This window comes from Streptomyces sp. TRM68416 (assembly GCF_014596915.1).
Taxonomy (GTDB): Bacteria; Actinomycetota; Actinomycetes; order Streptomycetales; family Streptomycetaceae; genus Streptomyces.
Map to the genome: position 1 here is coordinate 25,463 of NZ_JACVWU010000032.1, position 23,670 is coordinate 49,132.

The 23,670-nt window shown below is 68.9% G+C and carries 19 protein-coding genes; 10 read left to right on the top strand and 9 right to left on the bottom strand.

The genetic code is table 11. The features are described from left to right. Nucleotides 1-36 precede the first annotated feature (36 nt). Complete coding sequence (locus ICC28_RS35540; RefSeq protein ID WP_188292950.1) at nucleotides 37-1,152, bottom strand: ABC transporter substrate-binding protein; 1,116 nt, start codon at nucleotides 1,150-1,152, stop codon at nucleotides 37-39. A gap of 302 nt (nucleotides 1,153-1,454) precedes the next feature. On the opposite strand from ICC28_RS35540, the gene ICC28_RS35545 reads away from it, so the two are divergent. From ICC28_RS35545 to ICC28_RS35565, 5 genes are all read left to right on the top strand, one after another. Further along, nucleotides 1,455-2,663, top strand: a complete 1,209-nt coding sequence (locus tag ICC28_RS35545) for an MFS transporter (protein ID WP_188292951.1) — start codon at nucleotides 1,455-1,457, stop codon at nucleotides 2,661-2,663. A gap of 279 nt (nucleotides 2,664-2,942) precedes the next feature. Further along, entirely contained in the window at nucleotides 2,943-4,037 is a 1,095-nt protein-coding gene (locus ICC28_RS35550; RefSeq protein WP_317454158.1) for an alpha/beta hydrolase, read from the top strand. Continuing rightward, the gene (locus tag ICC28_RS35555) at nucleotides 4,034-5,725 is read left to right on the top strand and encodes a thiamine pyrophosphate-binding protein (protein ID WP_188292952.1); all 1,692 of its coding nucleotides are present in this window, start codon (nucleotides 4,034-4,036) and stop codon (nucleotides 5,723-5,725) included. The genes ICC28_RS35550 and ICC28_RS35555 overlap by 4 nt, the downstream gene beginning before the upstream one ends. Next, nucleotides 5,722-6,204 (top strand): ribonuclease E activity regulator RraA, encoded by a 483-nt coding sequence (rraA, locus tag ICC28_RS35560; RefSeq protein WP_188292953.1) that lies wholly within the window; start codon nucleotides 5,722-5,724, stop codon nucleotides 6,202-6,204. The genes ICC28_RS35555 and rraA overlap by 4 nt, the downstream gene beginning before the upstream one ends. Nucleotides 6,205-6,241: 37 nt before the next feature. Continuing rightward, the gene (locus tag ICC28_RS35565; RefSeq protein WP_188292954.1) at nucleotides 6,242-7,261 is read left to right on the top strand and encodes an LLM class flavin-dependent oxidoreductase; all 1,020 of its coding nucleotides are present in this window, start codon (nucleotides 6,242-6,244) and stop codon (nucleotides 7,259-7,261) included. Nucleotides 7,262-7,332: 71 nt separating this feature from the next. Here ICC28_RS35565 and ICC28_RS35570 read toward each other — a convergent pair whose 3' ends face one another. The 4 genes from ICC28_RS35570 to ICC28_RS35585 form a co-directional block, all read right to left on the bottom strand. Continuing rightward, the gene (locus ICC28_RS35570; protein ID WP_188292955.1) at nucleotides 7,333-8,997 is read right to left on the bottom strand and encodes a carboxylesterase/lipase family protein; all 1,665 of its coding nucleotides are present in this window, start codon (nucleotides 8,995-8,997) and stop codon (nucleotides 7,333-7,335) included. A 50-nt stretch (nucleotides 8,998-9,047) separates the two neighbouring features. Then, a complete protein-coding gene (locus ICC28_RS35575) occupies nucleotides 9,048-10,643 on the bottom strand; it encodes a carboxylesterase/lipase family protein (RefSeq protein ID WP_188292956.1) in 1,596 nt (531 codons plus the stop codon). 332 nt (nucleotides 10,644-10,975) lie between these two features. Beyond that, nucleotides 10,976-11,758 carry a hypothetical protein gene (locus ICC28_RS35580; protein ID WP_188292957.1) on the bottom strand — a complete coding sequence of 261 codons (783 nt, stop codon included), beginning with the start codon at nucleotides 11,756-11,758 and terminating at the stop codon, nucleotides 10,976-10,978. 195 nt (nucleotides 11,759-11,953) lie between these two features. Next, nucleotides 11,954-12,574, bottom strand: a complete 621-nt coding sequence (locus ICC28_RS35585; RefSeq protein ID WP_188292958.1) for a carboxylesterase family protein — start codon at nucleotides 12,572-12,574, stop codon at nucleotides 11,954-11,956. A gap of 204 nt (nucleotides 12,575-12,778) precedes the next feature. Here ICC28_RS35585 and ICC28_RS35590 point away from each other — a divergent pair, with 204 nt between their 5' ends. From ICC28_RS35590 to ICC28_RS35600, 3 genes are all read left to right on the top strand, one after another. Next, nucleotides 12,779-13,909 carry an alpha/beta hydrolase gene (locus tag ICC28_RS35590; protein WP_188292959.1) on the top strand — a complete coding sequence of 377 codons (1,131 nt, stop codon included), beginning with the start codon at nucleotides 12,779-12,781 and terminating at the stop codon, nucleotides 13,907-13,909. A 10-nt stretch (nucleotides 13,910-13,919) separates the two neighbouring features. Next, nucleotides 13,920-14,210 (top strand): fibronectin type III-like domain-contianing protein, encoded by a 291-nt coding sequence (locus ICC28_RS35595; RefSeq protein WP_188292960.1) that lies wholly within the window; start codon nucleotides 13,920-13,922, stop codon nucleotides 14,208-14,210. Between the two features lie 304 nt (nucleotides 14,211-14,514). Then, a complete protein-coding gene (locus tag ICC28_RS35600; RefSeq protein ID WP_188292961.1) occupies nucleotides 14,515-15,540 on the top strand; it encodes an alpha/beta hydrolase-fold protein in 1,026 nt (341 codons plus the stop codon). Nucleotides 15,541-16,192: 652 nt separating this feature from the next. On the opposite strand, the gene ICC28_RS35605 is transcribed toward ICC28_RS35600, so the two are convergent. Both ICC28_RS35605 and ICC28_RS35610 read right to left on the bottom strand, forming a co-directional pair. Then, nucleotides 16,193-16,579, bottom strand: a complete 387-nt coding sequence (locus ICC28_RS35605) for a hypothetical protein (RefSeq protein WP_188292962.1) — start codon at nucleotides 16,577-16,579, stop codon at nucleotides 16,193-16,195. Nucleotides 16,580-16,690: 111 nt separating this feature from the next. Further along, on the bottom strand, nucleotides 16,691-17,680 hold the full coding sequence (locus ICC28_RS35610; protein WP_188292963.1) for an MFS transporter: 990 nt from the start codon (nucleotides 17,678-17,680) through the stop codon (nucleotides 16,691-16,693). A gap of 406 nt (nucleotides 17,681-18,086) precedes the next feature. Here ICC28_RS35610 and ICC28_RS35615 point away from each other — a divergent pair, with 406 nt between their 5' ends. After that, the gene (locus ICC28_RS35615; RefSeq protein WP_188292964.1) at nucleotides 18,087-18,314 is read left to right on the top strand and encodes a hypothetical protein; all 228 of its coding nucleotides are present in this window, start codon (nucleotides 18,087-18,089) and stop codon (nucleotides 18,312-18,314) included. A gap of 259 nt (nucleotides 18,315-18,573) precedes the next feature. Here ICC28_RS35615 and ICC28_RS35620 read toward each other — a convergent pair whose 3' ends face one another. Together ICC28_RS35620 and ICC28_RS35625 are read right to left on the bottom strand one after the other, a co-directional pair. Beyond that, nucleotides 18,574-19,989 carry an alpha/beta hydrolase-fold protein gene (locus ICC28_RS35620; protein ID WP_188292965.1) on the bottom strand — a complete coding sequence of 472 codons (1,416 nt, stop codon included), beginning with the start codon at nucleotides 19,987-19,989 and terminating at the stop codon, nucleotides 18,574-18,576. 884 nt (nucleotides 19,990-20,873) lie between these two features. Further along, a complete protein-coding gene (locus ICC28_RS35625; RefSeq protein ID WP_188292966.1) occupies nucleotides 20,874-22,277 on the bottom strand; it encodes a hypothetical protein in 1,404 nt (467 codons plus the stop codon). Nucleotides 22,278-22,973: 696 nt separating this feature from the next. Here ICC28_RS35625 and ICC28_RS35630 point away from each other — a divergent pair. Beyond that, complete coding sequence (locus ICC28_RS35630) at nucleotides 22,974-23,612, top strand: TetR/AcrR family transcriptional regulator (RefSeq protein ID WP_188292967.1); 639 nt, start codon at nucleotides 22,974-22,976, stop codon at nucleotides 23,610-23,612. Nucleotides 23,613-23,670 lie beyond the last annotated feature (58 nt).

The following is a 23,670-nucleotide window of genomic DNA, read 5'->3' on the forward strand; positions in this document are numbered from 1 at the left end:
CCCGGGTTCGCGGATCTCCGGAAGGTGAGTTGGTGGTCACTTGCCGAGAGTGGCGTTGACCTTGCTGACGAAGTCGGCGAACCCGTCGCCCTGCAGCTCGGACTGGGTGGCCATGCCGTACCAGACCTCGGACTTGGCGTACCACGGCTCCTTGGCGATGGCCCGCTCGTCCGTCCAGCCGGTCCGGGTGCCGGTACCCGTGCCGTATTCGGCCATGAGGTCGTGCCCTTCGTCGGACGTCGCCCACTCCATGAACAGACGGGCGGCGTACGGGTGGGGGGTCGCCGTCGGCAGCCCGATCATCCACAGGGCGGCGTTGGTGGGTTTGGGATACGCGTACTCGATGGGGGCGCCCTCGGCGATGTAGTCGTTGTAGAGGGTGTCCGTGCCGAACGTCACCGCGTACTCGCCCTTCACCAGTTGCTCGGCGATGGGGATCTGACTCTCGAAGAGGGCCGGATCGTTGTCGGCGACTCCTTCCAGCCACTTCCACCCGTACTTGTCGGCCTGGTGAAGGACGACGTTGGCGTAGTTGCCCGCCGTGGTCGCCCCGCCCGTGTCGCCCAGTGCCATTTGGCCCTTGAACGAGGGATCGGTCATGGCCGCCACCGGATCTTCGCGCAGCAGCTTCTCCTGCTCGGGGGTGGTGACGTCGGTGTTCCACACCACGGCCCCGATGCTCTGGTGCAGTGGGTAGACGCGCCCCGCGAGCCCGGTGCCCGGCAGGACCTTGGCGAAGTCGTAACCACCGTAGTTCGCCGTCTTGTAGTCCGTGATCCAGCCCTTGTCCTCGGCGTCCTGCCAGAGCTGGTACACGTTCTGGATGACGATGTCGGCGTTGTCGACCCCACCGCTCACTTCCTGGGCCCATTTCTGGAAGAGGGTCGTGCTGCCGTCCCGGTAGAGCTTGACCTGGATGCCGTACTTCTTCTCGAAGTGCTCCACCCAGGCGGTGGTCGACTTCTCCGTCGTGGCGGCGTACAGACTGACTTCGCCCTCGTCCTTCGCCCTTTCCACCAGGGCGTCCATTCCGCCCGCGTCGGCGGCGTTCTTCGGCAAGTTCTCGGAGCTGCCGCTCCCCGAGCCGCCGCAGCCCGCCGAGAGCAGGCAGAGCGCGGCCGTGATCCCGACGAGCACACTTCTGAATTTCATGCTGACCAGCCTCCAGATCCGGGCCATGACCGGGGAAAAGCCGCAGATGCCTGTAACCCGCCAGAAACAGTAGGGGGGGTGCTTCAAGGCTGGTAAGCGTCGGGTTTCTACTCGACCGATAACGCCGGTCTTATCGCCGCGGCGGGCGCGGGACGGCGGGTGTCCTATGGTCGGCTCCAAGGATCGTCGACAATATTGTCCGCAGCTGTCGATGTGGGGGACAGTACACGGAAGTACCGCGCGCGCGGAACGGTGCGGACGCAACGACCTGGATCCGTACCCGACCTCCACGGAGGAGACTGATGGACGCGCCACGGCCGACCGTTCCCTGGCGGGATCTGCTGCCGACCGCGCTGATCCCCAACGTCCTCCACGGCTCCGGCCAGGGCGCCGCCGTGCCCGTCACCCTGCTGGCCGCGATGGGGCTGACCGAGTCCTCGGCCGCCGCGGCCGTGGTCGCCGCCATGCTTACCGTCGGACAGCTGCTGCTGGCGCTGCCGGCCGGGTGGCTGGTCTCCCGGCTCGGGGAACGGCCCGTCATGCTCGGGTCGACGGCGGTCACGGGTCTGGGTGGTCTGGCGGCCCACCTCGCCTCGACCATGTGGAGCCTCGCGGCCGGTGCGCTGCTGATCGGGAGCGGGGCAGCCGTCTTCATCATGGCCCGCCACACATGGGTCACCATGGCCGTACCCACCGAGGTGCGCGGGCGCTCCCTCTCGGCCCTGGCCGGTGCCACCCGGCTGGGGCTGTTCACCGGGCCGATGCTCGCGGGCGGTGCCATACGGCTCACGGGCGATGTCCGGGGCGGCTTCCTGGTCGTCGTGGGGACGTCCGCTCTTCTCGCGGCCGTCGTCGCCCTGGCACCCTTTCCCGCTGCCGAGACGGACGAGGGCGACCCCGGGGAGCGGCCACGCGTCTTCCAAGTCATCCGGGAACGCCGGGACGTTCTGCTGACGCTCGGTCTGACCGTCTCGGTCGTCAGCACGATGCGCACGGCCAGGCGCATCCTCGTTCCGCTCGTCGGCGCCGGTGTGGGCTTGGACGACGTGACCGTGACACTCGTCGTGGGGCTCGCCGCCGGGCTCGACTTCTCCCTGTTCTACCTGGGCGGGGTCGTGACCGATCGCTGGGGACGACTCGCGGTCGCCGTTCCGGCCCTCGTGGCCTTCGCCGTTTCCCATCTCGGACTCGCGCTGGCACCCCGACTGCCCATCGCCACAGGGTGGTTCCTGGCCTGCACCGCGCTGATGGCCATGGCCAACGGCTGGAGCGGCGGTGTCGTCGCCACCATGGGGTCGGACCTCGCCGACCCGCGATCGCCCGCCCCCTTCCTCGGCTCCTGGCGCCTGACGACGGAACTGGGGCCCTCCGCCGCGCCGTTCGTCATCGCCGCGCTGGCCGGCGTGCTCTCACTGTCCGCGGCGTGCGTGGCACTCGCCGTCCTCGCCGGGGCCGCCGCCGCGATGCTGCCGCCTCATGTCCACCGACATCTTCCACGCGCGCGGCGCTGAGCGCTCCGCTGGTCGTGCCGTGACACGCCGCCGCTCATCCGCGACGCCGTCGTGGCCCACGCGGCGGAGCCGCATATCGATACGGCCCCGCGCCCCTTCGGGGCGTTGCCGAACCGCACCGGGCTTCGCCGGAGCTGCGCCGCCTTATCGGCCCATCACGAACGCTTTCGTGCGCGGCATTGCACTTCTTCCCGCGGACTTCCGACCATGGCGGGGAGCCGGAAGGAGCGCGAATCGATGAGACCGACAGGACCGAGAAACGCCATCAGGGAACGGGCCGTGGCGGCATCGCTGGCCGGAATTCTCGTCGTGATGTCCCTGGGTGCGGCGTCTGGGCCGGGCACAAGCCCCGGTCGGGACTCGACGGTGGTCCGGACGGCTTCGGAATCGAAGGGAACCGTGCTGCGATTGCACGTGCACGCGAAATCGCTGGAAGGAAATCTGGAAGGGGACTCGCCGGACCGGGACGTCTCGGTTTACCTGCCTCCCTCCTACAATTCGGACCCGCATCGGCGCTACCCGGTCCTTTACATGCTGCACGCGTTCACGAACACGGACCTGAGCTATTTCGGTGACGGGGTGTCGACACACATTCCCACCATCGCCGACCGCGCGATCGGCGCCGGCACTGCACGAGAGATGATCATCGTCACGCCAAACGCGATGACCGTCTACGGCGGCAGTAACTACTCCAGCGGGGCGACCACCGGCGACTGGGAGACCTTCGTCTCGCAGGAACTGGTGTCCTATGTCGACCGGCGTTTCCGTACCGTCCCGAAGGCGAAGGCGCGCGGTCTCGCGGGCCACTCCATGGGCGGCTACGGCGCGATGCGGATCGGGATGAAGCACCCCGAGGTGTTCTCGTCCCTCTACATCCTCAGCTCGTGCTGCATTTCACCGACGAGCAACATCCCGGACACGCCCGAGGAGATGGCGGCGTTCGAAGCCTTCCAGGAGCGCCCCGAGGACTACACCGAGGTCCCGCAGAGCATCCGCACCGCGGTCGCCGCGGCAGCGGCATGGGCGCCCAACCCCGACAATCCGCCGCTGTACTACGACTCCCCGGTCAAGAACGGTGAGCTGCAGGAGTCGGTGATCGCACGGATGACGACCAACCGGCCGCTGGCCATGGTCGACCAGTACATCAACAACCTGCGCAAGCAGCCCATCGCGTTCGACGTCGGTGACCAGGACACCAACATCCGCGCCAACCTCACCGAGTTCGACCGCATCCTGACTTCGTACGACGTGCCGCACACGTTCGAGGTGTACCAGGGAAACCACGGCAACCGGATCCCGCAGCGGTTCGAGGAAGAGGTACTCCCCTTGTTCTCCGAGCACTTGACTTCCCCCTCATCTAAGGAGTCTTCTTGAGCGAGGCGAACCAGGCCGCCGGAACAGAGACCGAAGTCCGCACCCACGCCCAGGAGTTCGCCGACGCGGTGGCACGGACCGGGTGCACCCACGTCTTCGGTCTCATGGGCGACGGCAACATGCATCTGTTCCTCGCGCTCGAAGCCCAAGGCGTGCGAGTGGTCGAAGTCCGGCACGAGAGCGCCGCGGTGGCGATGGCCGAGGGATACGGCTGGTCCTCGGGCCGCACCGGTATCTGCTCGGTCACCCATGGCCCGGGGCTCAGTCATGTGGCGACCTCGCTGCTGGTGGCGGCCCGCAACCGGTCCCCGCTCGTCGTCATCGCGGCCGAGACCCCGACCGGTTACCAGGGAGCCCAGACCTTCGACCAGGCCGCCTTCGTCGCCTCCTGCGAGGCCGTGTACCGTGCCATGACACCGGGGGAGAGCCCAGTGGACGTACTCGCCGAGGTCATCGCCCTGGCACAGGCAAAGTCGAGGCCCGTCGTCCTCGGCGTCGCGGCCGACCTTCTCACCGCTCCCGTCACCGGGCGGCCCGCGACCGGCCCCCTGTACCGGCTGCGCGAGGCGCCCCCGGACGGTGACGATATCGCCGCGGCCGAACGGCTCACCCGGCTCCTGGCGGAGGCGCAACGGCCCGTGCTGATCGCCGGCCGGGGCGCCGCGGACGGAGCCACGCCGGATCTGATGCGGACCCTCGCGGACCACTCCGGCGCCGGGCTGGCGACGACACTGCCCGCCAAGGGGCTGTTCGACGGGCACCCGCTGGACCTCGGCATCGCCGGAGGGCTGGCCCATCCGGCGGCCGAACGCGTCCTCGGCCGCGCGGACCTGGTCGTGGCAATGGGTGCCGCTATGGGCAAGAGCACCACGCAGTCGGGCCGGCTGTTCGCCCAGGCGCACGTCGTCAAAGTCGTCCACGACGACCCCGGCACGGGGAAGGCGGAAACGCTCCGGGGCGACGCCGCGGGCACGCTGAAGCACACGGTGTCCCTCACCCGCGCCACCACCGGCGCCCGTCGGCCCTGGTTCACCCCGGTCGGCCCGGCCGCCGACTGCTGGCTCGAAGACCTGAGGGACTTCTCCCCACCCGTCCCCGACGGCACCGTCGATCCGCGGCGCGCGGTCGCGGAGATCAGCGAGCGCCTTCCCGAGGGCGCGACCGTGGTCATCAGCAACGGGCACTGCTCGGGCTTCGCCGCGGCCTTCGTCACCGTTCCCGCGCGGGGGCGCTTCTTCGCCGCCCAGGGCTTCGGATCCATCGGCCAGGCGCTCACGACGGCCATCGGCGTGGCACTGGGCGCGCCAGGCCGCAAGACCGTCGTCTTCGAAGGCGACGCCGCGTTCATGATGCACGTGCAGGAACTGGACACCGCGGCCCGGGCCGGTGCGGATCTGACCGTGTTCGTCCTCAACGACCAGGCACTCGGCACCGAGTACCAGCGGCTCAGGAAAGACGGCGAGAACGCCGGGGCGGCCCTCGTGCCGTCACCTCCTCTCGCCCCGCTCGCGGCCGCGTTCGGCGCTCACTCCTCGACGATGGACACCCCCGGCGCGCACACCCTCGCCGAGGCGGCACTGCGCCCCGGCCTCGCGGTCGTCGACGTACGCACCGCACGTTCGGTGCTCAGCCGGCACATGAGGCTGCCGCACACCCAGCCCACGCCGGAAGAAGGAGTCCGACAGTGACGGACGAAGCGACGGCGGACGTTTGCGACAGGCTGGAGGGCACGGCCCGCACCTGCACCGCCCAACTGCGCCTCTACGGCGGCCGGGTCCGGTTCGGCGGAGTGATCGACACCGTGCGCTGCCGCGAGGACAACGTCCTCGTGCGCACGGCACTGTCCAGGCCCGGACAAGGCCGGGTGCTGGTGGTCGACGGAGCGGGCTCGCTGCGCACGGCCCTCCTCGGCGATGCCCTGGCGCTCCTGGCGAGGGACAACGGCTGGTCCGGTGTGATTGTCCACGGCGCGGTGCGTGACGTGGCGCGGTTGCGTGAACTCGACTTCGGAATGGCCGCCCTGGGCTCGAACCCGCACCGCAGCGGCAAGGCCGGTACCGGCACAGCGGGAGAACCGGTGTCATTCGGCGAGGTCGTGTTCACTCCCGGGGACACGGTCCATGTGGACGAGGACGGCGTGGTGCTGGTGCCCCGTGGAGCGGACTGAGCATGGGCGGTGTGGGGGCGGAACACTGGAGTTCGCCATGCAGTTCACCGTCGTCGAACCCGTCTTCACCCGTCAGCACGCCCGCAGGCTGACCGAACTGGCCCGGATGGCGGACGACTTCGGCCTGCACTCGATCGGCGTCGGTGACACCGGTTTCCGGCTGAACGAGGCGGCGGCCCGGGTTACCCTCCTGGCACTCGGCACCACCCGGACGTACGTCGGCATGCGCCCGACGAATCCCTGGACCCGCGACCCGCAGATCACCGCCGCGTTCCTCGCGACGATCGACTCCATGACCGAGGGCCGCGCCTTCATGGAGATCGCCACGGGCGACTCCGCCGTCCGCAGCGTCGGCCGCAGGCCGGCGACCCGAGCGCGGCTGGAGGAGTATGTCACCTGTGTCCGCGACGTCCTGGCGACCGGGCACGGACGCTTCGCGGGGCGCGACATCCGCACCTTCGCGGACAGCCGCGGACCGGTCCGCATCTCGGTCGGCGCCGAGGGCCCCCGCATGCTGGAACTCGCCGGCGCGATCGGTGACGCGGTCTCCATCGGCACCGGGCTCACGCCCGACGTCGTGGCCTGGTCGCTGGAGCGCGTTGAGCACGGCGCGCGTCAGCGGGGGAGGGATCCCGCCCGGGTCGAACCTTGGTTCACCGTCCGCAGCGTCCTGGACGACGACGGGGAGACCGCACGCAAGCGGGTGCTCCCGTCACTGGCCTCGATCCTGCACCACAGCATGCGAGGCGGGGTCGAGGGCCGTCTGGTGCCCGAGCGCCATCACGACGCCGTGCGGGAGTATGTACGGAGGTACAGCCTGGCGGATCACCAGCAATCCGGCGGAAGCAACGAACTCCTCATGGAACGCCTCGGCCTCACCGAGTTCGCCATGGCCCGATGGGGCATGGCGGGAAACCCGGCGGACTGGGTCCGGCGCATCTCGGACCTCGCGGCCTCGGGTGTCCGCCGGATGTGGCTGGCCAACCGAGGGGACCTGTCCCGACTCGAACGGACACTGCGCGCTTTCGGCGAACACGTGCTGACTCTTGTTCGTTGAGTTGAGCACACCGGTGCCGCACCCCCTCCCTCCGAGGGGGTGCGGCACCGGTGCGTGGTGGCCCACAGAGGTCAGGACAGCAGGTCCTCCCAGAAGCCGAGGTTGTGGTCCTCGGCGAAGTCCCCGCTCACCTTCGAGCAGGGCGCCGGCATCGCGCTGCTCGCCGGTGAGGTGTCGCAGGCGGACAGGGACATCAACTTGCCCGTCTGCGCACGGTACTTGGGCCAGGACGGCGTACCGGGGCCGTTCGGGTCGCCGAACGCGGCGAACCGGTCCCAGTAGGTGATCATCTGCCGGGACAGCTCCAGCTGGTCGTCGTCGTACGGCAGGGTCTGGCCGAGGTAGTCCCAGAGGTAGCCCAGGTCGTCGACGTGGATGGCGCCGCCGAAGGGGAAGTTGCGGGCCGCCTGGCTCTGTTGTTGGATGAGGTGGATGGACGTGAAGTGCGGGGTGTCGCTCTCGGCGAACTCGTACGCATAGGTGGGCACCCACCGCGAGAACGTGGCCATCAGCTGCTGACGGGTGTACGACGTCGAGCCGTTCTGGGCGTCGGTCCAGGCCTCGCCCGGCGTCTTGTGGGCGCTGAGTGGGTACTCGGCGAGGACCTTGTCGGCGTTCGCGCCGTAGGCCGAGCGGACGGAGGCCTCGTACTGGGCGGCCGTCATCGGCGTGCCGAGATAGTCGTAGTTTTGGAAGGTGGACAGGCCCCGCTCGCTGTTCGTCTGGCCCAGCATCACCGGGACCCGGTTGAAGTCACCGGTCTGCACGGCGGTCGCCGGGTTGACCGGGAAGGCCCGGCCGCCGACGGAGGGGGAGACGCCCGACTTCTTCTGGGCGGCGAGCAGTTCGGCCGCCGGTTTGGCGCGCAGACAGGCGAGGACCGAGGAGGCGGTCTCGCAGCCCACGGCCTTGACGAAGGCGGCGCTCTGCGCCTGGCCGGAGGCCGCGGACTGGAGGTTGCAGCCGCCGCTCATGATGACCGCCCGCGCGAACAGGCCCTTGGCGGTGGGCGAGGCGAGGTGGTCGCAGACCGAACCGGCGCCGGCGGACTGCCCCGCGATGGTCACGTTCTTCGGGTCGCCGCCGAAGCGGGAGATGTTGGACTGGACCCAGCGCAAGGCCGCCTGCTGGTCGAGGAGGCCGTAGTTGCCGGGGCCGGCCTTGCTCTCGGCCTGCAACTCGGGGAGGTTGAGGGTGCCGAGCACGCCGAGGCGGTAGTTGATCGTGACGACGACCGCGTCGGTCTGTGTGACGAACTTGCGCGGATTGGTGTCCTGGCCCGTGCCGCCGGTGAAGCCGCCGCCGTGGATCCACACGAGCACCGGCGACTTGGCGCGGGCGGAGTCGGGGACGTAGACGTTGAGGTCGAGGCAGTCCTCGGTGGTGACGGTCTTCTCGTAGCCGGGGTCCCAGCCGGTGTTCTGCGCGCACCGGTCGCCGAAGGAGGTGGCGTCGCGGACCCCCGACCACTTCTTGACGGGCCGCGGCGCCTTCCACCGGCCCGCGCCGGAGGCGTCGGCCGCGTAGGGGAGACCGAGCCAGGCGGCGTAACCGGTCCGGTGGGTGCCGCGGACCTTGCCGTCCGTGGTCTGCACGACGTCGGAGACGGGACGGGACCCGGCTGCCGTGGACGACTGGGCCTGGGCGGCGAAGATCGGGGTCAGCCCCAGGGCGAGGAGGGAAAGGGCGGTGAGTGCGGCGCGGCCCCTGCCGCGCGGTCTGATGGCGGGTTTCATGGCTCCCTGCTTTCTGCGTGCGGGTATGCCGGGAAAGGGCGGGACCGGTGTCAGCCGAGCCAGACGTCGCAGTGGTGGTCGGCGGCGTAGCTGGTGATCACCTTGCTGGCGCCCGCGGTGCGCAGCTGCATGACCTGCCAGTCGGAACCCGACTGGTAGCGGGGCCACGACGGCTCGCCCTTGGTGTTCGGGTTGCCGCTGTGCGCGAACGCGCCCCAGTAGCGGATCATCTGGTCGGCCAGCTTCTCCTGCCGCGCGGTCAGCGGCTTCTCGCCGAGCGTGAAGTCGAAGAGGTAGGCGAGTTCGGCGCTGTGGGCGTTCGACATGTCCTTGCCGGGGATGGCGAAGCCGTAGAGCGTCGGCGAGGTCGGGTCGTCGAACTCGTAGCGGTAGACGGTGGTCTTGGCCGACAGGCCCTGTGCGCTCTGCTGGTGGGAGCAGGCGCGCTGGGCGTCCGTCCGCACCTGGGTGATGGCGTCCCACGGGCTGGTGTAGTTCGTCAGCGGGTACGCCTTGAGGACCGCGTCGGCCTTCGCGCCGTAGTCGGCCCGGACCCTCTGCTCGTAGCCCTCCGGGGTGAGGTCGGCGAACGCCTCCGAGGCGAGGCGGTTCTCGGAGCGGGTGTTGCCGGTCAGGACGGGAGCCTTGTTCCAAGTGCCGTCGTCGAAGGCCTGCTTGAGGCTCTTCGGCATGAACGAGCCGCCGATCTTGGAGCCGCCGAGGTACTCGCCCTGGTGCGCGATCAGTGTGTTCGGCCATGCCTTGCGCAGGCAGGCGGCGGCGGTGGCGTCGTCGGTGCAGCCGACGGCCTTGGCGTAGGCGACGCCGCTTGCCTCGCCGGCGGCGAGGGTGGCGGGCGACGAGCCCAGGCACTGGGAGCTCTCCACGATGGCCTTGTCGAACAGGCCCTTGGCGGACGGGACGGCCATCAGATCGCAGACCGCGCCGCCGCCGGCGGACTGGCCGGCGATGGTGACGTTGCCGGTGTCGCCGCCGAAGCGGGCGATGTTGTCCTGGACCCACTCCAGCGAGGCGACCTGGTCCATACGGGCGTAGTTGCCGGAGCCGCCGGGGGTGTCGGCGCTCAGCGCCGGGTGGGCGAGGAAGCCGAGTGCGCCCAGGCGGTAGTTGACGGTGACAACGATGACGCCGGTCTTCGCGGCCATGGAACCGCCGCCGTAGATGACGCCGGTGCCCTGGGTGTTGGCGCCGCCGTGGAACCACACCATCACGGGCAGCTTGGCCCCGGGCCGGATGCCGCTGGGACGGTAGACGTCGAGGTAGAGACAGTCCTCGCTGACCGCCTGCTCCTCCCGGATACCGGAGGGCTGGAACTGCAGACAGGCCGGGGACTGGCGGTCCGCCTCGCGGACGCCCTTCCAGGAGGCGGGCTCCGCGGGCGGAGCGAACCTCAACTCCTTCACGGGCGGCGCCGCGTAGGGCAGTCCGAGGTACCGGTCGGCCCGGTCCGCGGTGACCCCGCGGACCTGTCCGCTGTCCGTCCGGACCACGGGAGCCGCACGGCTGGAAACTGAGTCACCGGCGGAGGCCGCCGTGGTGGCGGAGGCTCCCAGGGCCAGGGCGGGAACGAGTACGACCGCCGTCAGGGCGGCCAGGCGATGGTGCAGGGCACGTCTGAGCAACACGAACCTCCAGTGAATGGGTTGCGCTGAGGGCCGGGGGAGGGAGGGGAGGAGCCGTCGCGATTGCGGGCGGGTCTGTCGTGTGCGAACGTAACCGCCCGCAATATTGTCAGCAATATGCGAGACACGACTTTCTTCGTTTCTTGAAGTCGCTCCCACTGCCGTCGGTCAGGGCGTGACCTGCACAGACAGATGCCTTTCAGGAACTGAAAACCATCGGTGATACCGAGGTAAGCGTCACTTGAAGTGTTGACCACGGGTGCTCCCGCATGCACACTCGGTCCTTATCCGCCCGACGCCCGAGCCGATCTGGCCCGGTGTCAGTTCGGCTCACGTCAGGGGGCGTCGGGTGGTGCGCCGGCGACACTGGCTACCACGGCGGCTGCCAAGAGCGGAGTCCGAGGCGGTCTCGGAGTTTCGGGGATCACGGCGCGGGTGAGGGGCCCGACGGGACGACGATGGGTGGTCCACCGGTTCAGCGGCGCAGCTCCGGTCGCTGCCGGTGTCCGGTCAAGTCGCGTGTCCTGTCCGGAGATACGGCGCGCGGATCGCCCAGGCCGGGGCCGAGGCCCTCGCGGTCCACGCCGCGGCGAGGTCCCGGCCGTCCGTCTGCCGACCGTGTTCACTGGCGTCGCCCCGGACGTCCTGCGCCGCGACGCGATCACGCCTGGTTCCCCGTCAAGGAGAAGAATCCGTTCGTTCAAGGGATTCAGCCGGGCTTTCCCGCGACCGCATCCCAGCCTCCCGGAAGGTGCGGCGGCCATGTCGCCAGCGCAGGGACGTGTGAGCATCGTCCCGGCCTTGGCGGCCACCTGCTCGGCGGTGCCCTTGGAGAGGAAGCCGTCCATGGCCTCGAAGGTGATGTGCTCGTAGTTCCAGGCGTCGGCCATGTTCTTCGCGCCGCCGTCGATGTTCGAGATGACGCTCGCGTGCGGGAACGGCGCGGCCTTCCTGAGGGCGTCGGCCGTGGAGGTGGACAGTTCCGACATCGCGCCGGTGAACGTGCCCTGGCCGATGCGCAGGACCCGGACCGGTAGGTCGATGGTGCCGTCCGGCCTCCACGTGTAGCTCGTTGAAGGGCCGGTCGGGTGTCCTTCGGCGGCCTTGTCCGCGGTCACCGAGCCAGGCGTCCGTCCGGGACCACTCCCGGTCCTTGTCGATGGTGTAACGCACCGCCGGGAACCGATCATCCGTGGCGCCGCCCAGGAAGAAGCCGGTCACGACCTCGTACAGACCCTCGACGTGCGCCACGGTCGAGCCCGCCAGGTCGGAGGTGATCGGCAGTGACCCGTCCGCCATCACCGGCTCCATCATCACCGCGGACTGCACGTCGTAGTTGGCGATGATCGCGGGGACGACACATGGCCGAGCACCGAGGCCGCGCCCGTCGACTGACCGGCGATCGTCACGTTGTCCGGATCGCCGCCGAAGGCCGCGATGTTGCGCCGCACCCACTTCAGCGCCGCGAGCTGGTCCAGGAGGCCGTAGTTGCCGCTGGATCCGTGGCCCGACTTCTCGGTCGGCTCCGGGGTGGACAGGAACCCGTACGACGCGGTCCGGTAGTTCAAGGTCACTACGACGAGACCCTTGCGGGCCGGCCCTGGCCCGTCGAACGGTGCGTTCGACCCGGAGCCCCCGATGAAGCGGCCGCCGTAGATCCACACGAACACCGGCCGGCGATCCCGCGACGACTCCGCGGCGGTCCAGACATTGAGGTTCAGGCAGTTCTCGCTCATGGTGGGGCCGACCCGGCTGCCTTGGGGGCAGCCGGCTCCGAACGTGTCGGCCGCGCGGACCCCGGACCACTCTTCCGTCGGCTGCGGCGGGCGCCAGCGGTTCGCATTGGCGGTGGAGGCCGCGTACGGGATGCCCTTGTGCACGGTGAACCGTCCAGGACCGCCGCCGTTCCGGTCACGAGCCCCGACTCCGTTCACGCCGCCGAGGGGGCGGCCGAGGCATGTCTGTCGGACTCACATGCTCTCCTCACGAGCGTCGGCGGCGCCCCGGGACGGAGATGCGCGAGCGCCGCACGGGACACGCGAGCCTTATCGCCTGATCACGGATGCTTTCCTACCGGGCATTGAGTTCGTCCCCTGGTGTTGTCGACGATGACGGGACGTCTGGAAGGAGCGAGTCCATTGAGATCGACATCGCAGGGAAAAGGCACGAAGAAGCGCACCACAGCGGTCGTTCTGGCCGGCCTGCTCGTCGCGCTGTCGCTGGGTGCGGCGGCTCCCCAGAGCGCCGGTCCCGCCGGCCGGGACAAGCCCGTTGCCCGCGCGGCGGACGACACGACGGGCACTGTCCTGCGCGTCAAGGTCCACGGGAAATCCCTCGAAGGAAACCTCGAAGGGGACTCACCGGACCGCGACGTCTCCGTCTACCTGCCTCCCGGGTACAAGTCGCATCCGCATCGGCGCTACCCGGTGATGTACATGCTGCACGGGTTCACGAACACGGACCTGAGCTACTTCGGTGACGATCCCATCGCGGACCTCGACGCCATCGCCGACCGGACCATCGGCAACGGCACCGCACGGGACATGATCATCGTCACTCCGAACGCGATGACCGTCTACGGCGGCAGCAACTACTCCAGCGGGGCGACCACCGGCGACTGGGAGACCTTCGTCTCGCAGGAGCTGGTGTCCTATGTCGACCGGCGTTTCCGAACCGTCCCGAAGGCGAAGGCGCGCGGTCTCGCGGGCCACTCCATGGGCGGCTACGGCGCGATGCGGATCGGGATGAAGCACCCCGGGGTGTTCTCGTCGCTCTACATCATGAGCTCGTGCTGCATCGACGCCAAGAGCAACATCCCGTCGACCCCGGCGGCCATGGCGGCGTTCGAAGCCTTCCAGGAACGCCCCGACGACTACACCGAGGTCCCGCAGAACATCCGCACCGCGGTCGCCGCGGCAGCGGCATGGGCGCCCAACCCCGACAAGCCGCCGCTGTACTACGACTCCCCGGTCAGGAACGGTGAGCTGCAGGAGCCAGTGATCGCACGGATGACGACCAACCGGCCGCTGGCCATGGTCGACCAGTACGTCAACAACCTGCGCAAGCAGCACATCGCGTTCGACGTCGGTGACCAGGACACCAACATCCGCGCCAACCTCACCGAGTTCGACCGCATCCTGACCTCGTACGACGTGCCACACAGCTTCGAGGTCTATCCCGGCAACCACGTCAGCGGGATCCCCGACAGGCTGGAGCACAACGTCCTTCCCTTCTTTGCGAAGCACCTGGCCAAAGCGTCCGGACGATGAGGGAACGCTCTTGACCGAGTCGGAAGGATCCGACGAAGTCACCGGATCCGGGCGCGCCATGTACGTCGGCCCCGCCGTGGACGTGCCTGTGGCGATGCCGACCAGAACTCCTGCCGCGTTCAGGCGAGTCGACCTGCAAGCGGGCTCACCGTGTCGCGTCAACCTGTACGTCGACGAGCGCCGACTCTCCTACTGGCCCACCGGCGAACAGCGGTGGGTGCTGCCCGCCGGCCGTCGCACCGTCTGGGTCGGTGCCTCGTTCCGCGACATCCGGCTCACCGGATCCGCCGGACTCGGCTGAGACCGGGCGGCCCGGAGCGCGCCCGGCTCACTTCCTGTGCTGGAAGAGCCACCGGCGGACGCGGCCCTTGGCCGTCAACTCCTTCACGGCCGCGGTCGAGGCGGCCCACGTACGCCATCTGCATCTGAGGCGGCGGAGCGTTCTGCCCGGTGTGGGACCTGCTGCGTTGCAGGTTCTCGGTTCCCGTGCACGTGCCGGGGCACAGGCTCCTGTTCCTGCGGTTCCGCATCCGTTCGATCATTATCAGGTTCCTCAAAGGCGAGCCTCAGCGAATACCAAGAGGAGTGTCGACAAAATTGCCCACATGAAGAACCCCACTCTCCCTCGCCGTAGCTTCCTCGCCGCCACGCTCGGGGCGGTCGCCCTCGGCGGTCTCACCGCCTGCGGAAGCTCGACGGACAAGTCGGCCAGTTCCACCGCGAGCACGTCCGGCTCCGCCGCAGCGGCGGCCGCCACCGCCAAGCGGAGCGCCGACGCGTCACCCCCGAGTCTGGAGAGCCTCCAGAGCGACGTGAAGAGCAAGTTCAAGCAGTTCACCTACAACGACTCGGAGACCGGCAAGTCGCTGCCTTACAACCTGTTCATCCCCGAGGACTACGACTCCTCCAAGAAGTACCCGATGGTGCTCTACATCGCCGACTCCAGTCTCGTCGGCAAGGACGTCACGGCGCCGCTGGACCAGTACGGCGCGCTGATCTGGGCCAGCGAGGGTGACCAGGCCCTGCACAAGAGCTTCGTCCTGGTGCCCGAGTTCCCCGAGGTGATCCTCGACGACCACAGCGGCTACACCACCACCGACTACGTCGAGATGACCAAGCGCCTGGTCGACACGGTGGCCAAGAAGTACCGCGTGAACGCCAAGCAGATCTACGGCACCGGTCAGTCGATGGGCGGTATGACGGTGATGTACCTGGCAGCCAAGTACCCCACGCTGTTCGCGGCCGAGCTGTTCGTCTCCTGCCAGTGGGACATCAGCGTGCTGGACAACCTGGCCAAGGAGACGTTCTGTTACTACGCCGCCGCGGGTGACGAGCGCGCCTCGGGCGGTCAGACCGACGTCGAGGCGATGCTCAAGAGCGCCGGGAAGAAGTACCAGACCACGACCGACCTGGATGCGACCGCCGCCGCGTCGGAGCAGAACTCCACCGTGCAGAAGATGCTGGCCAAGGGCTCCGACTACAACTTCGTCACCTTCAAGAAGGGGACCGTCCTCGAGGTGTCCGACGCGGATTCCTCCGACCCCATGGCGAGCAGTGAGCACATGGCGTCCTTCGAGCCCGCGTACAAGATCGCCGCGTCGCGCGACTGGCTGTTCGAGCAGAAGGCCTGACCCGACGTCAGCCTCCGTCTCCGCCGGGCCATCCCGCACAGCGGTGGCCCGGCATTGGCCCGTCGAGGGGACCAGGCATCGGCAGGGATGACGGTTTCCAGAAGGTGTTGCTGGGTGGAGGGTGTTGTTCAGGGGCGGCAGGGCTGTCACTCGGGGAGCGGACCGTGAACAGCGGAACGGGATTCCCAGCCTGATCGCACAGGACTCACAGCAGCTGCTCATCGTGGTCGAGGATCACACTTCTGACCGCTCACCCGGCTCGACGGCGGTCACCATTCAGCCGACGAAGGGGCCGTGTGGCGTCACCAGCCTGCCCTGCTCGCGCGGCAAGCAGAACAGCCCACGGAGGATGTGACCCTCGGGGACGACACCCACCGGGACGTGCATGTCGCAGCAGGGATCGCTGTGCTCAGCGCGCTCCTGTCCTACCGGGAGTTTCCGACAACCGCGGCCGGATGCCGTCAACTCCTCGTATACGCCCGCTCCTTCGGCATCCTGCACCGTGCGGGAGTGGAGTGCACCGGATCGTCGGATCTCACCTACAGCGCGGTGGCCAAGCATTCGAGATCCGGCTCCACCGATGTCTCCGCCTCTGCTGAGAAAGGTGCGAACAGGCAAGGTGAACCGGATCGGCTTCGCTCTCGCCGCTCGGTCATCGGCCTTCGCCGAGCTCCGCGTTGACGGCTTTGGACCCAGGCCGGGCGGTGACGGCGCCCCGGGTCGCGGTCACGGCGGCCGCGCAGAGTGCGATCGCGGCGGCGACGACGAACGCGGTGGTGTAGCCCGATTCCTCCGGCGGCCGTCCGGGCGCGGTCGCCGATGATGCCACGATCACGGCGGCGAGTTCGGAACCGAGAGCGCCGCCGACGGTACGCAGGATGGTGTTGATGCCGGTGACCACGCCCGTCTTCTCCTGGGCGACGGCGCCGACGACCAGGCCGCCGAGCGAGGCCAAGGCAAGGCCGTAGGCCAGCCCCAGGAGAGCACACCAGAGGAGCACCTCCGCGATGTGGTCGTGGAGCAGGCCGAGCCCGCCCAACGCGATCGCCGCGAGGACCGCGCCCCCTGAAGGCGGCCCTCGCGCCCAGGGCGGGCGAAACCCGCACCGCAAGCGGGGCCGCGAGAAGCATGCACACGGCCATCGGCGCCATCAAGAGCCCGGTTTGGGCAGGGGAGTAGCCGAAACCGTAGCCGAGTGCGGTGGGCGTCTGGACGAACAACGGCAGGAGTGTGACTGCGGCGAACATCCCCACGCCCACGACGAGGGTGGCGATGTTCGCGGTGAGCAGGCGCGGCCGATCAGCAGTCGTAGGTCGATCAGCGGTGCCGCGACGCGCCGCTCGACGAACCCGAATGCGGCGGTCTGTGCGACCGCGGTGACGAACAATGCGCTGATCCCCGGCGAGGACCAGCCCCACGCGGGGCCCTGGCTGATGGCGAGCAGGAGGGCGACCAGCGCGCCTGTGAGCAGGGCTGCACCCGCGAGGGCGACGCGCCTTGCGGGAGCAGCGGATGCGGACGGCGTCGGCACACGGTCCATCCCGGCCAGGGCCAGCAGGGCCGGCGTGGCGACGAGCCAGAAGAGCGCTGCGGGACCGGCGACGTCGACGAGGGGACCGGCGACGACCGTGCCGAGCGCCCCGCCGACGCCGAACATCGCGCTGAGCGCCGCGACGACACCTCCCAGCCGCTCGGCGGGAACACTCTGGCGAGCCAACCCGAAGGCGCAAGGGAAGACGCCGCCGGACAGCCCCTGGAGCACTCGGCCTGTCACGGTGCCGCTGTACGAGCCCAGCTGGGTGCTCAACGCGGCCACCACCGAGCCCGCCGGCAGCACAAGACCGGTGACGATGACACGGCGATGGCCGAACAGGTCACCGAGCCGCCCCGCCACTGGCGTGGCCACCGCGGAGGCGCGCATGAAGGCGGTCAGGAGCCAGGTCGCACCCGTCGCGGCGACGTCGAGTTCGCGGGCGAACACCGTCAGCGCGGCGAGCACGATCGTCTGCGCGAGCGCCACACCGAAGGCCGCGAGCAGCAACGCCGGCGCCCCACCGCCGACGGGCAGCCGCGAGCGACCCCGTCGGAGCCTGCGCAGGACAAATACTGCGGCGGCAGTCAGACCGGCCAGAATCCACATCAGTACCCCTCCTCGGTGCCAGGCGCCGCCGCGGCGAGTTGCCGACGGGCCCGCCCCAGGGAGGCGGCCGGGTCGTTCGTGGCCGTGGTCGGGCAGCCCCACGGCTTCGAGTCGGCTCGGGTTGCCTTGCCGTAGGCCTGCTGCGCCTCGGCCGAGACGGCGAACGCGAGATCGGCGCAACCGGTCGCGCAGGCCCGGGCGCAGAGTCTTGACCAGTTCCAGCACGGCCGTCGGTACGGCGCCCACGCGACGGGACGCGGCTGCGGGATCCAGGTCCGACACGTCAGGGACGGCCACGGGCCATGGCGTGAGAGGGGCGTCGGCGGTTCGGCTCGTTCCCACCCCTCCAGGACCTCGCCTGGAGGATGCACGATCAGTTCTCGCCGTACCCGGCTACGCCGCCCATGTGGCGATGCCGTACCGCCACGACCCGCACGCCTTCGGCCGACTGCGCGACCGCGTCATCTTGGCGTTCAAGCCAGCCGGCTCCCCTGACGACATGGACGAGCAGAGCTGGCGCATCTTCGGGCTGGGCATCGTGCAGTGGCTCGGGGCCCTGCAGATGGGGCACTACTGGGCCCGGAAGCGCCCCGCTTCGACCTCTTCCTCGACGTCGTGGGCCGGATTCCGGTGAAGACCCGAATGTGACGACCTGAATGGTCAAGTGCTCCGGAGGGCGACGCACGAGATGGTGGGGGGAAAGAGGCGGCGGCTCCCGCTCACCCAGCCGTGGCGTCCCTCTCACCGCCGCCGCACCGGTGGCAGCTTCGCCCAGAGGCTTCTTCCGCAGGCCCAGGCGGGACGGTCAGCGTGCCCGCCGACGCCCCACCGGCCGCACGACAAGGGCCTGCGGGCGGGAACCGCGTCGACGGGCCGTTCCTGCTGAGCCGCTGCTACCTGCTCTGCTGGAAGATCCAGTCGCGGATGCCCTCGATGGTGTACGCGACGCGCCAGGAGTTGAGGTGGTTGTTGAGGGAGGTCTCCTCCTGGCCCTCCGGCACGACGGTGCCCTTCTTGAAGATGGTGTGGTTGATCGCGGTGCCCTTGGCGGTCATGGCCTTCACGTCCGCGGCGAGCTCGACCTGGGTGGACTTGCCGTCCCAGGTGGCAGTCGTGATCTTGGCGCCCTCGCCCTCAAGGACCTTTACGATCTTGTTCTGGCCGGCGTAGGCGCTGGCGTCGCCGTGGGCGGCGACGAACCACAGGTTCTGGTCGGCCAGGGGCTTGACCTTGCTGGAGTCCCACTGTCCGTCGACGATGAAGGAGGCGGCGAGCAGATCGGGGTGCTGGAAGTTGATGATGATCGTCATGATCGCGCCCATGGACTGCCCGGTGGCGTACAGCCGCTTCTCGTCGACCTTGTAGGAACCGGTGATCTTCTCCAGCAGTCGGACGGTGGTGTCCAGCCAGTTCGTGATCGTGTAGCTGCCGTGGTCGTCGACGACCGTGGTGTCGTACTGCGGAGCGAGCACGAAGGCGGGACGCTTGGCCTGGTCCTCGGGGCTGGCCCAGCTGACGGCGCCGAGACCCTGGGTGAGGGTGGTGAGGGGGTCGCTGCTCAGCACGGCGGCGTCGTGCATGAAGAGCACCAGGGGGTAGGACTCATCGCCGTCGCTGTCGTAGCCCTTGGGGAGGTACAGGTTGTACTTGAGGGTGTTGCCGTTCTCCGGATCCTTGAAGGAGAACTGCTGGAAGTCGTCCACGATCAGGTTGTCGGCCTTGGTCGTCTTGATCTCCGACGAGCCGGCCGCGTAGGAGGAGCCGTCGACGGTGGCGATGTCCGCCTTCTGTACGACCGTCGCGGAGGCGGTCCTGACCGACTTGGCCTGCTGGCCGCCCCCGCCGCCACCGGGCGCGCCGCTCGGCGGGCCGCCCATGCCCCCGCCGCTGGGCGCCCCGCTCGGGGCACCGCTGGGTGCGCCCGAGCCGCCGCCCATCTGGCTCATCGCCGCGGCGGCGCCAGGGTTGATCATGGCGTTGTCGTCATCGGGATCCAGTTCCAGGATCACGTACTTGCCGTCGGTGCCCTTGGAAGCGGTGGCGGCGGAGGTGTTCGCGTAGATTTTGGTGATCTTCCGGCCGCTGACCGAGAAGTCCGATGTGGACAGTCCGGCGTTCTTGATCTCGGCGTCGTACTCCAGGGTGACGCTGGTCAGCTTCTGGCCATCGCCGAACACCTGTGTGATCGCCGTCGCGTTCTTCACATGGTTGGAGCCGCTGTTGCCGCTGCCCGAGCTGCAACCGACGGCGCCCGCCAGCACGGCCACCGCCGTGCCGGCCGAACGCACCAGAAACTTACGACGATCCATGAGATTCCTATCCCCCCGTGCGGGGTTGCTTGCGTGTTCTGACGCCGTGGGGCGAGGCCGGTGGGAGTCCTGGCCGGACGCCGTGGCGATCCGTCGCCTCAGGGAGCGTTCGCCGACGCCTCAGTCCAACGGCGTTGCAGTCGCCCCGAGTTTCGGCGAGGCGACTGCGAGAGATTCCAGCACTGAAAGTTGTGCGGTTGCTGTGGCGGCGCACAGGATGAGGAGATGAGGCCGGTTCATGGGCTCTCTTCGGGCTCACGGGCAGGGCCACGAAACCGGGTGTGAACCTCGAAGGCATACCGAGGACATCTGCCCGGGGCCCCGGGCCGCGCGAGACGGACCGTCGAAGGCGCACGAGCGAGGGGCGGCCCGCGCGGCCATGTGCATGGCAGGGTGACGGCCCCGTCGCCTGTCGCCTTCTTCCCGTGCCCGCTCACCGCGGCCCGGGGCGCGTCCTGTGCACGACGACGCAGACCTCGACCCGCCGAGCGAGTTCGTTGACGGAGCCCGTCGCGCGGTGGGTCTGGCCTGCGTGTCATGGCGGCGGGGTCTGCGGCGGTCTCGGCAGGGCGTTGTGGTGCCCGCCGCCACAGCCATGCATCGAACCCCGCCCAGCCCCTTCTCTTCGACCGTTGTTCCCTCAACGGGACTGGACGCGGCCGGTCCCGGAAGCCGAACTCCTTGAAGGCGGTCAGGCGCCGCGGGCAGGTCGTTTCCGAGCCGAGGTGCTGCTCTTGGAACACATCCTGCCCGACACGCCGGTAAGGTGCGCAGCTGGAACAGGATCCCGCGCAACGCCTGCCGGAACGGAACTCCGGCGATTCTTTTCACCAAGTCCGGTCAAGAGCTTGTGTCAGGGCTTCCGAATCCGGGGCGATTTCAAGTCAGCCGCGCAGGGAGTCGAGCATGTCGTCGATTTTCGCCGCGACCTTTTCCGCCGAACCCTGTGCATAGGTCGAATTCACCGCTTCGTAGGTGATCCGGGCGTAACTGATGGAATCTGCCATGCTCTTCGCCCCGCCGTCGAGCATCGACAGCACGGCCGTGTGCGGGAAGGGGGAGCGTTTTTTGATGCTCAGGCCGGTGGAGGCGGACAATTCCGGCGCCACCCCGGCGAACACTCCGGCCCCGATCCGGAGCACCCAGATGGGTACGTCGGCCGTGCCGTTGGGAGTGAAGGTGTAGGTCTTCACAGGGCCCGTCGGGCGCCCCATGGTGACGGCGTCGACCGTGACGGAGTCGGTGACCAGGTCCAGCGTCGCCGCGGCCGTGGTCTTGACGGTCTGGCTGACCCGGACGGCCTCGGTACCCAGCCGCTCGCCCTGCACGGTCAGCAGCAGCCAGCCGGCGTCGGCGGCGTCGGTCTGGGACCACTTCTTGTCCTTGTCGATGGTGTATCGCTTGGACCGGAAGGCGGGCGACTGGTCGCCGCATGCTCCGACGAGGAAGAAGCCCACGGTGTCGTCGCCGTACTGCTTCTCGATGTGCGCCACCGCCGCGCCCGCGAGGTCGGCCGTGACGGGGTGGTCGCCGTTCGCCATGACGGAGTCCAGCATCACGGAAGACTGCACGGCGTAGTTGACCAGGATGGCGATGGGGTTGCCGGCCGTGTCGTCGAAGCGGGTGACGCCGACGCTCTTGTCGGACGTGCCCGACTCGCCGGTGCCCAGCCACCAGCCGTCGGCGGTGAGGACGTCACGATTGACGTTGACGTCGCACTTGCCGGTGCCGAAACCGACCAGGGCGGGCTGCAGCGCCTTGACCGCGGCCGCGACCGCCGTCGAAGCGGCCTGCGAGACCTGCTTCATGAACGGGGAGTTGGCCGCACTGCCGGGATTGACGTGCGGGGTCGAGAAGGTGTGGGTGACGGTCACGATGATGTCGGCCGACTCGACGCCGGCCGCGTCGGTGACGATCTTCCGCAGTGCGGCGACACCGTCCGAACCGATCGAGGTCATGTCCAGTACGACCAGGGCGACGCGGCGTGAGCCGCTCTCCAGCAGCAGGATCCGGACGTACAGGTCGTCGTGGACCGTGGTGAAGCCGTCCAGGGGCAGAAGCGAGGACGGGATCTCGATCACGGCCTTGCCGGCCCCCGCCCGCAACCCCGATGCCGAGGTGCCTCCGGCGGCCGCCGTCGGAGCCGCCTTCCTGTCGGCGGCCGACGCCTGCGTGGCGCCTATGGACACGGCCGCCACGGCGGCGGCGACGGAGCCACCCAGGAACGACCGCCGATGGACCGGCCCACCGCCTGGCTGGACCTTCTTGCTGTCATTCTTCACCGTCACAGGGGTTCCTCTCGCCGGGAATTCCAGATTGCTTGCTAATGCATTTTTTTGCACGGCTTTGGCGTGCCCCCACTCCAAAGGGAGACTCGGATTATGTGGGCTCATTGATCGTTGCAGTGCGTCGTTCGTGATGTCAATTCCCAGAGGCGTCAGAACAGATTGCATGTTGCGGGACTATGTGTGTCGCGCGCATTTCCATGGATGGGCTGTGGGAATTGTTTGAATGGTTTGAGGGAGTGATGGCGCGTTTTCCGGGAATGGCTGACCGCGCGGCACGGTCATCTCGAACCGTTACGCGAGCGGGGTTCATGGCGGGCTTTCGCGGCCGTCGGCCTGTGCGGGATCCTCGGCGAGGTGCTCCATGCCGCGCCGCTGCCGATGGTGTCGGCCAGTGGATGGCCTGCTCGACATTCTCGACGATGGGCATGCAGTGTTCCGTGCCCTCTGCGTCGAGTTCCGTCACGAGCACGCGCGCGTTCTCCGCGGCGAAGGCCGGGCTGGTCGCAGCCCGATGCCGGAACTCGTTCCGGTGACGAGGACGCCGAGTCCGCCGAGTCCGCTGGTCAAGAGGCGCTCCGATCCGCTCATCGCAGGCGACGCGCCTGGCGCGCCCCATCCTACGAGTTAATGTCTGTGAGCGACATAAACGTTTGATGGAGAATCCCAGGGGATCGATCACCATCGGCGGGAGAAGAGATGACCGTACCGCGCGGACGCACGGGGCGGCCGCCCCTGAGCGAGGAGCGCAAGACCGAGATCCGATGGGAGATCGCCTGGGCGGCGGTGGACCTGTTCGTCGCGCAGGGCGTCACGGCGACCACCGGTGAGCAGATCGGGCGGGCCGTCGGTGTCTCCTCGCGAACGGTATGGCGGTACTTCCCGAGCAAGGAGAGCTGCGTACGGCCGCTGTTGTCGGCGGGCATCGATCTTGCTGTCGCCTGCCTTCGCGACTGGCGTTCCGGGCAGCCCCTTGAACAGCTCTTCGACCAGGAGCCCACGGCCGAACACGGACTCGTCGGCGGCGGCGATCGCGCCACCGTCGGCGCACTGATCCGGCTGACCCGTACCGAACCAGGCCTGCGCGCCGTCTGGCTTCAGATGCACGATGAGGCCGAGCCGGTGTTCGCCCGAGTCCTGGCCGAGCGAGCCGGTCTGCCCGTCGACGACCTACGGCCCATGGTCCGGGCGGCCATGCTCAACGCGACCCTGCGCGCGGCAGTCGAACACTGTGCGTGGCGCACCGCCGACGCGTCATCCGACCCCGCGACGGTGGAGGCCGAACTGAGGGCAGCCCTGCGCTCGGCACTCCGTGTCGCGGCGGAGGGGCTCAGCTGACGGTCTTCCGTTCCGACGTGGAGTCCTCGTGGGCCCGGTCGGGGTTCCGCTCAGGCGA

Excerpts from the sequence above, each read along its gene's own strand:
- ICC28_RS35540 (WP_188292950.1), bottom strand. The coding sequence starts at position 1,152 with ATGAAATTCAGAAGTGTGCTCGTCGGGATCACGGCCGCGCTCTGCCTG.
- ICC28_RS35545 (WP_188292951.1), top strand. The coding sequence starts at position 1,455 with ATGGACGCGCCACGGCCGACCGTTCCCTGGCGGGATCTGCTGCCGACC.
- ICC28_RS35565 (WP_188292954.1), top strand. The coding sequence starts at position 6,242 with ATGCAGTTCACCGTCGTCGAACCCGTCTTCACCCGTCAGCACGCCCGC.
- ICC28_RS35570 (WP_188292955.1), bottom strand. The coding sequence starts at position 8,997 with ATGAAACCCGCCATCAGACCGCGCGGCAGGGGCCGCGCCGCACTCACC.
- ICC28_RS35600 (WP_188292961.1), top strand. The coding sequence starts at position 14,515 with ATGAAGAACCCCACTCTCCCTCGCCGTAGCTTCCTCGCCGCCACGCTC.
- ICC28_RS35610 (WP_188292963.1), bottom strand. The coding sequence starts at position 17,680 with ATGTGGATTCTGGCCGGTCTGACTGCCGCCGCAGTATTTGTCCTGCGC.
- ICC28_RS35620 (WP_188292965.1), bottom strand. The coding sequence starts at position 19,989 with ATGGATCGTCGTAAGTTTCTGGTGCGTTCGGCCGGCACGGCGGTGGCC.
- ICC28_RS35630 (WP_188292967.1), top strand. The coding sequence starts at position 22,974 with ATGACCGTACCGCGCGGACGCACGGGGCGGCCGCCCCTGAGCGAGGAG.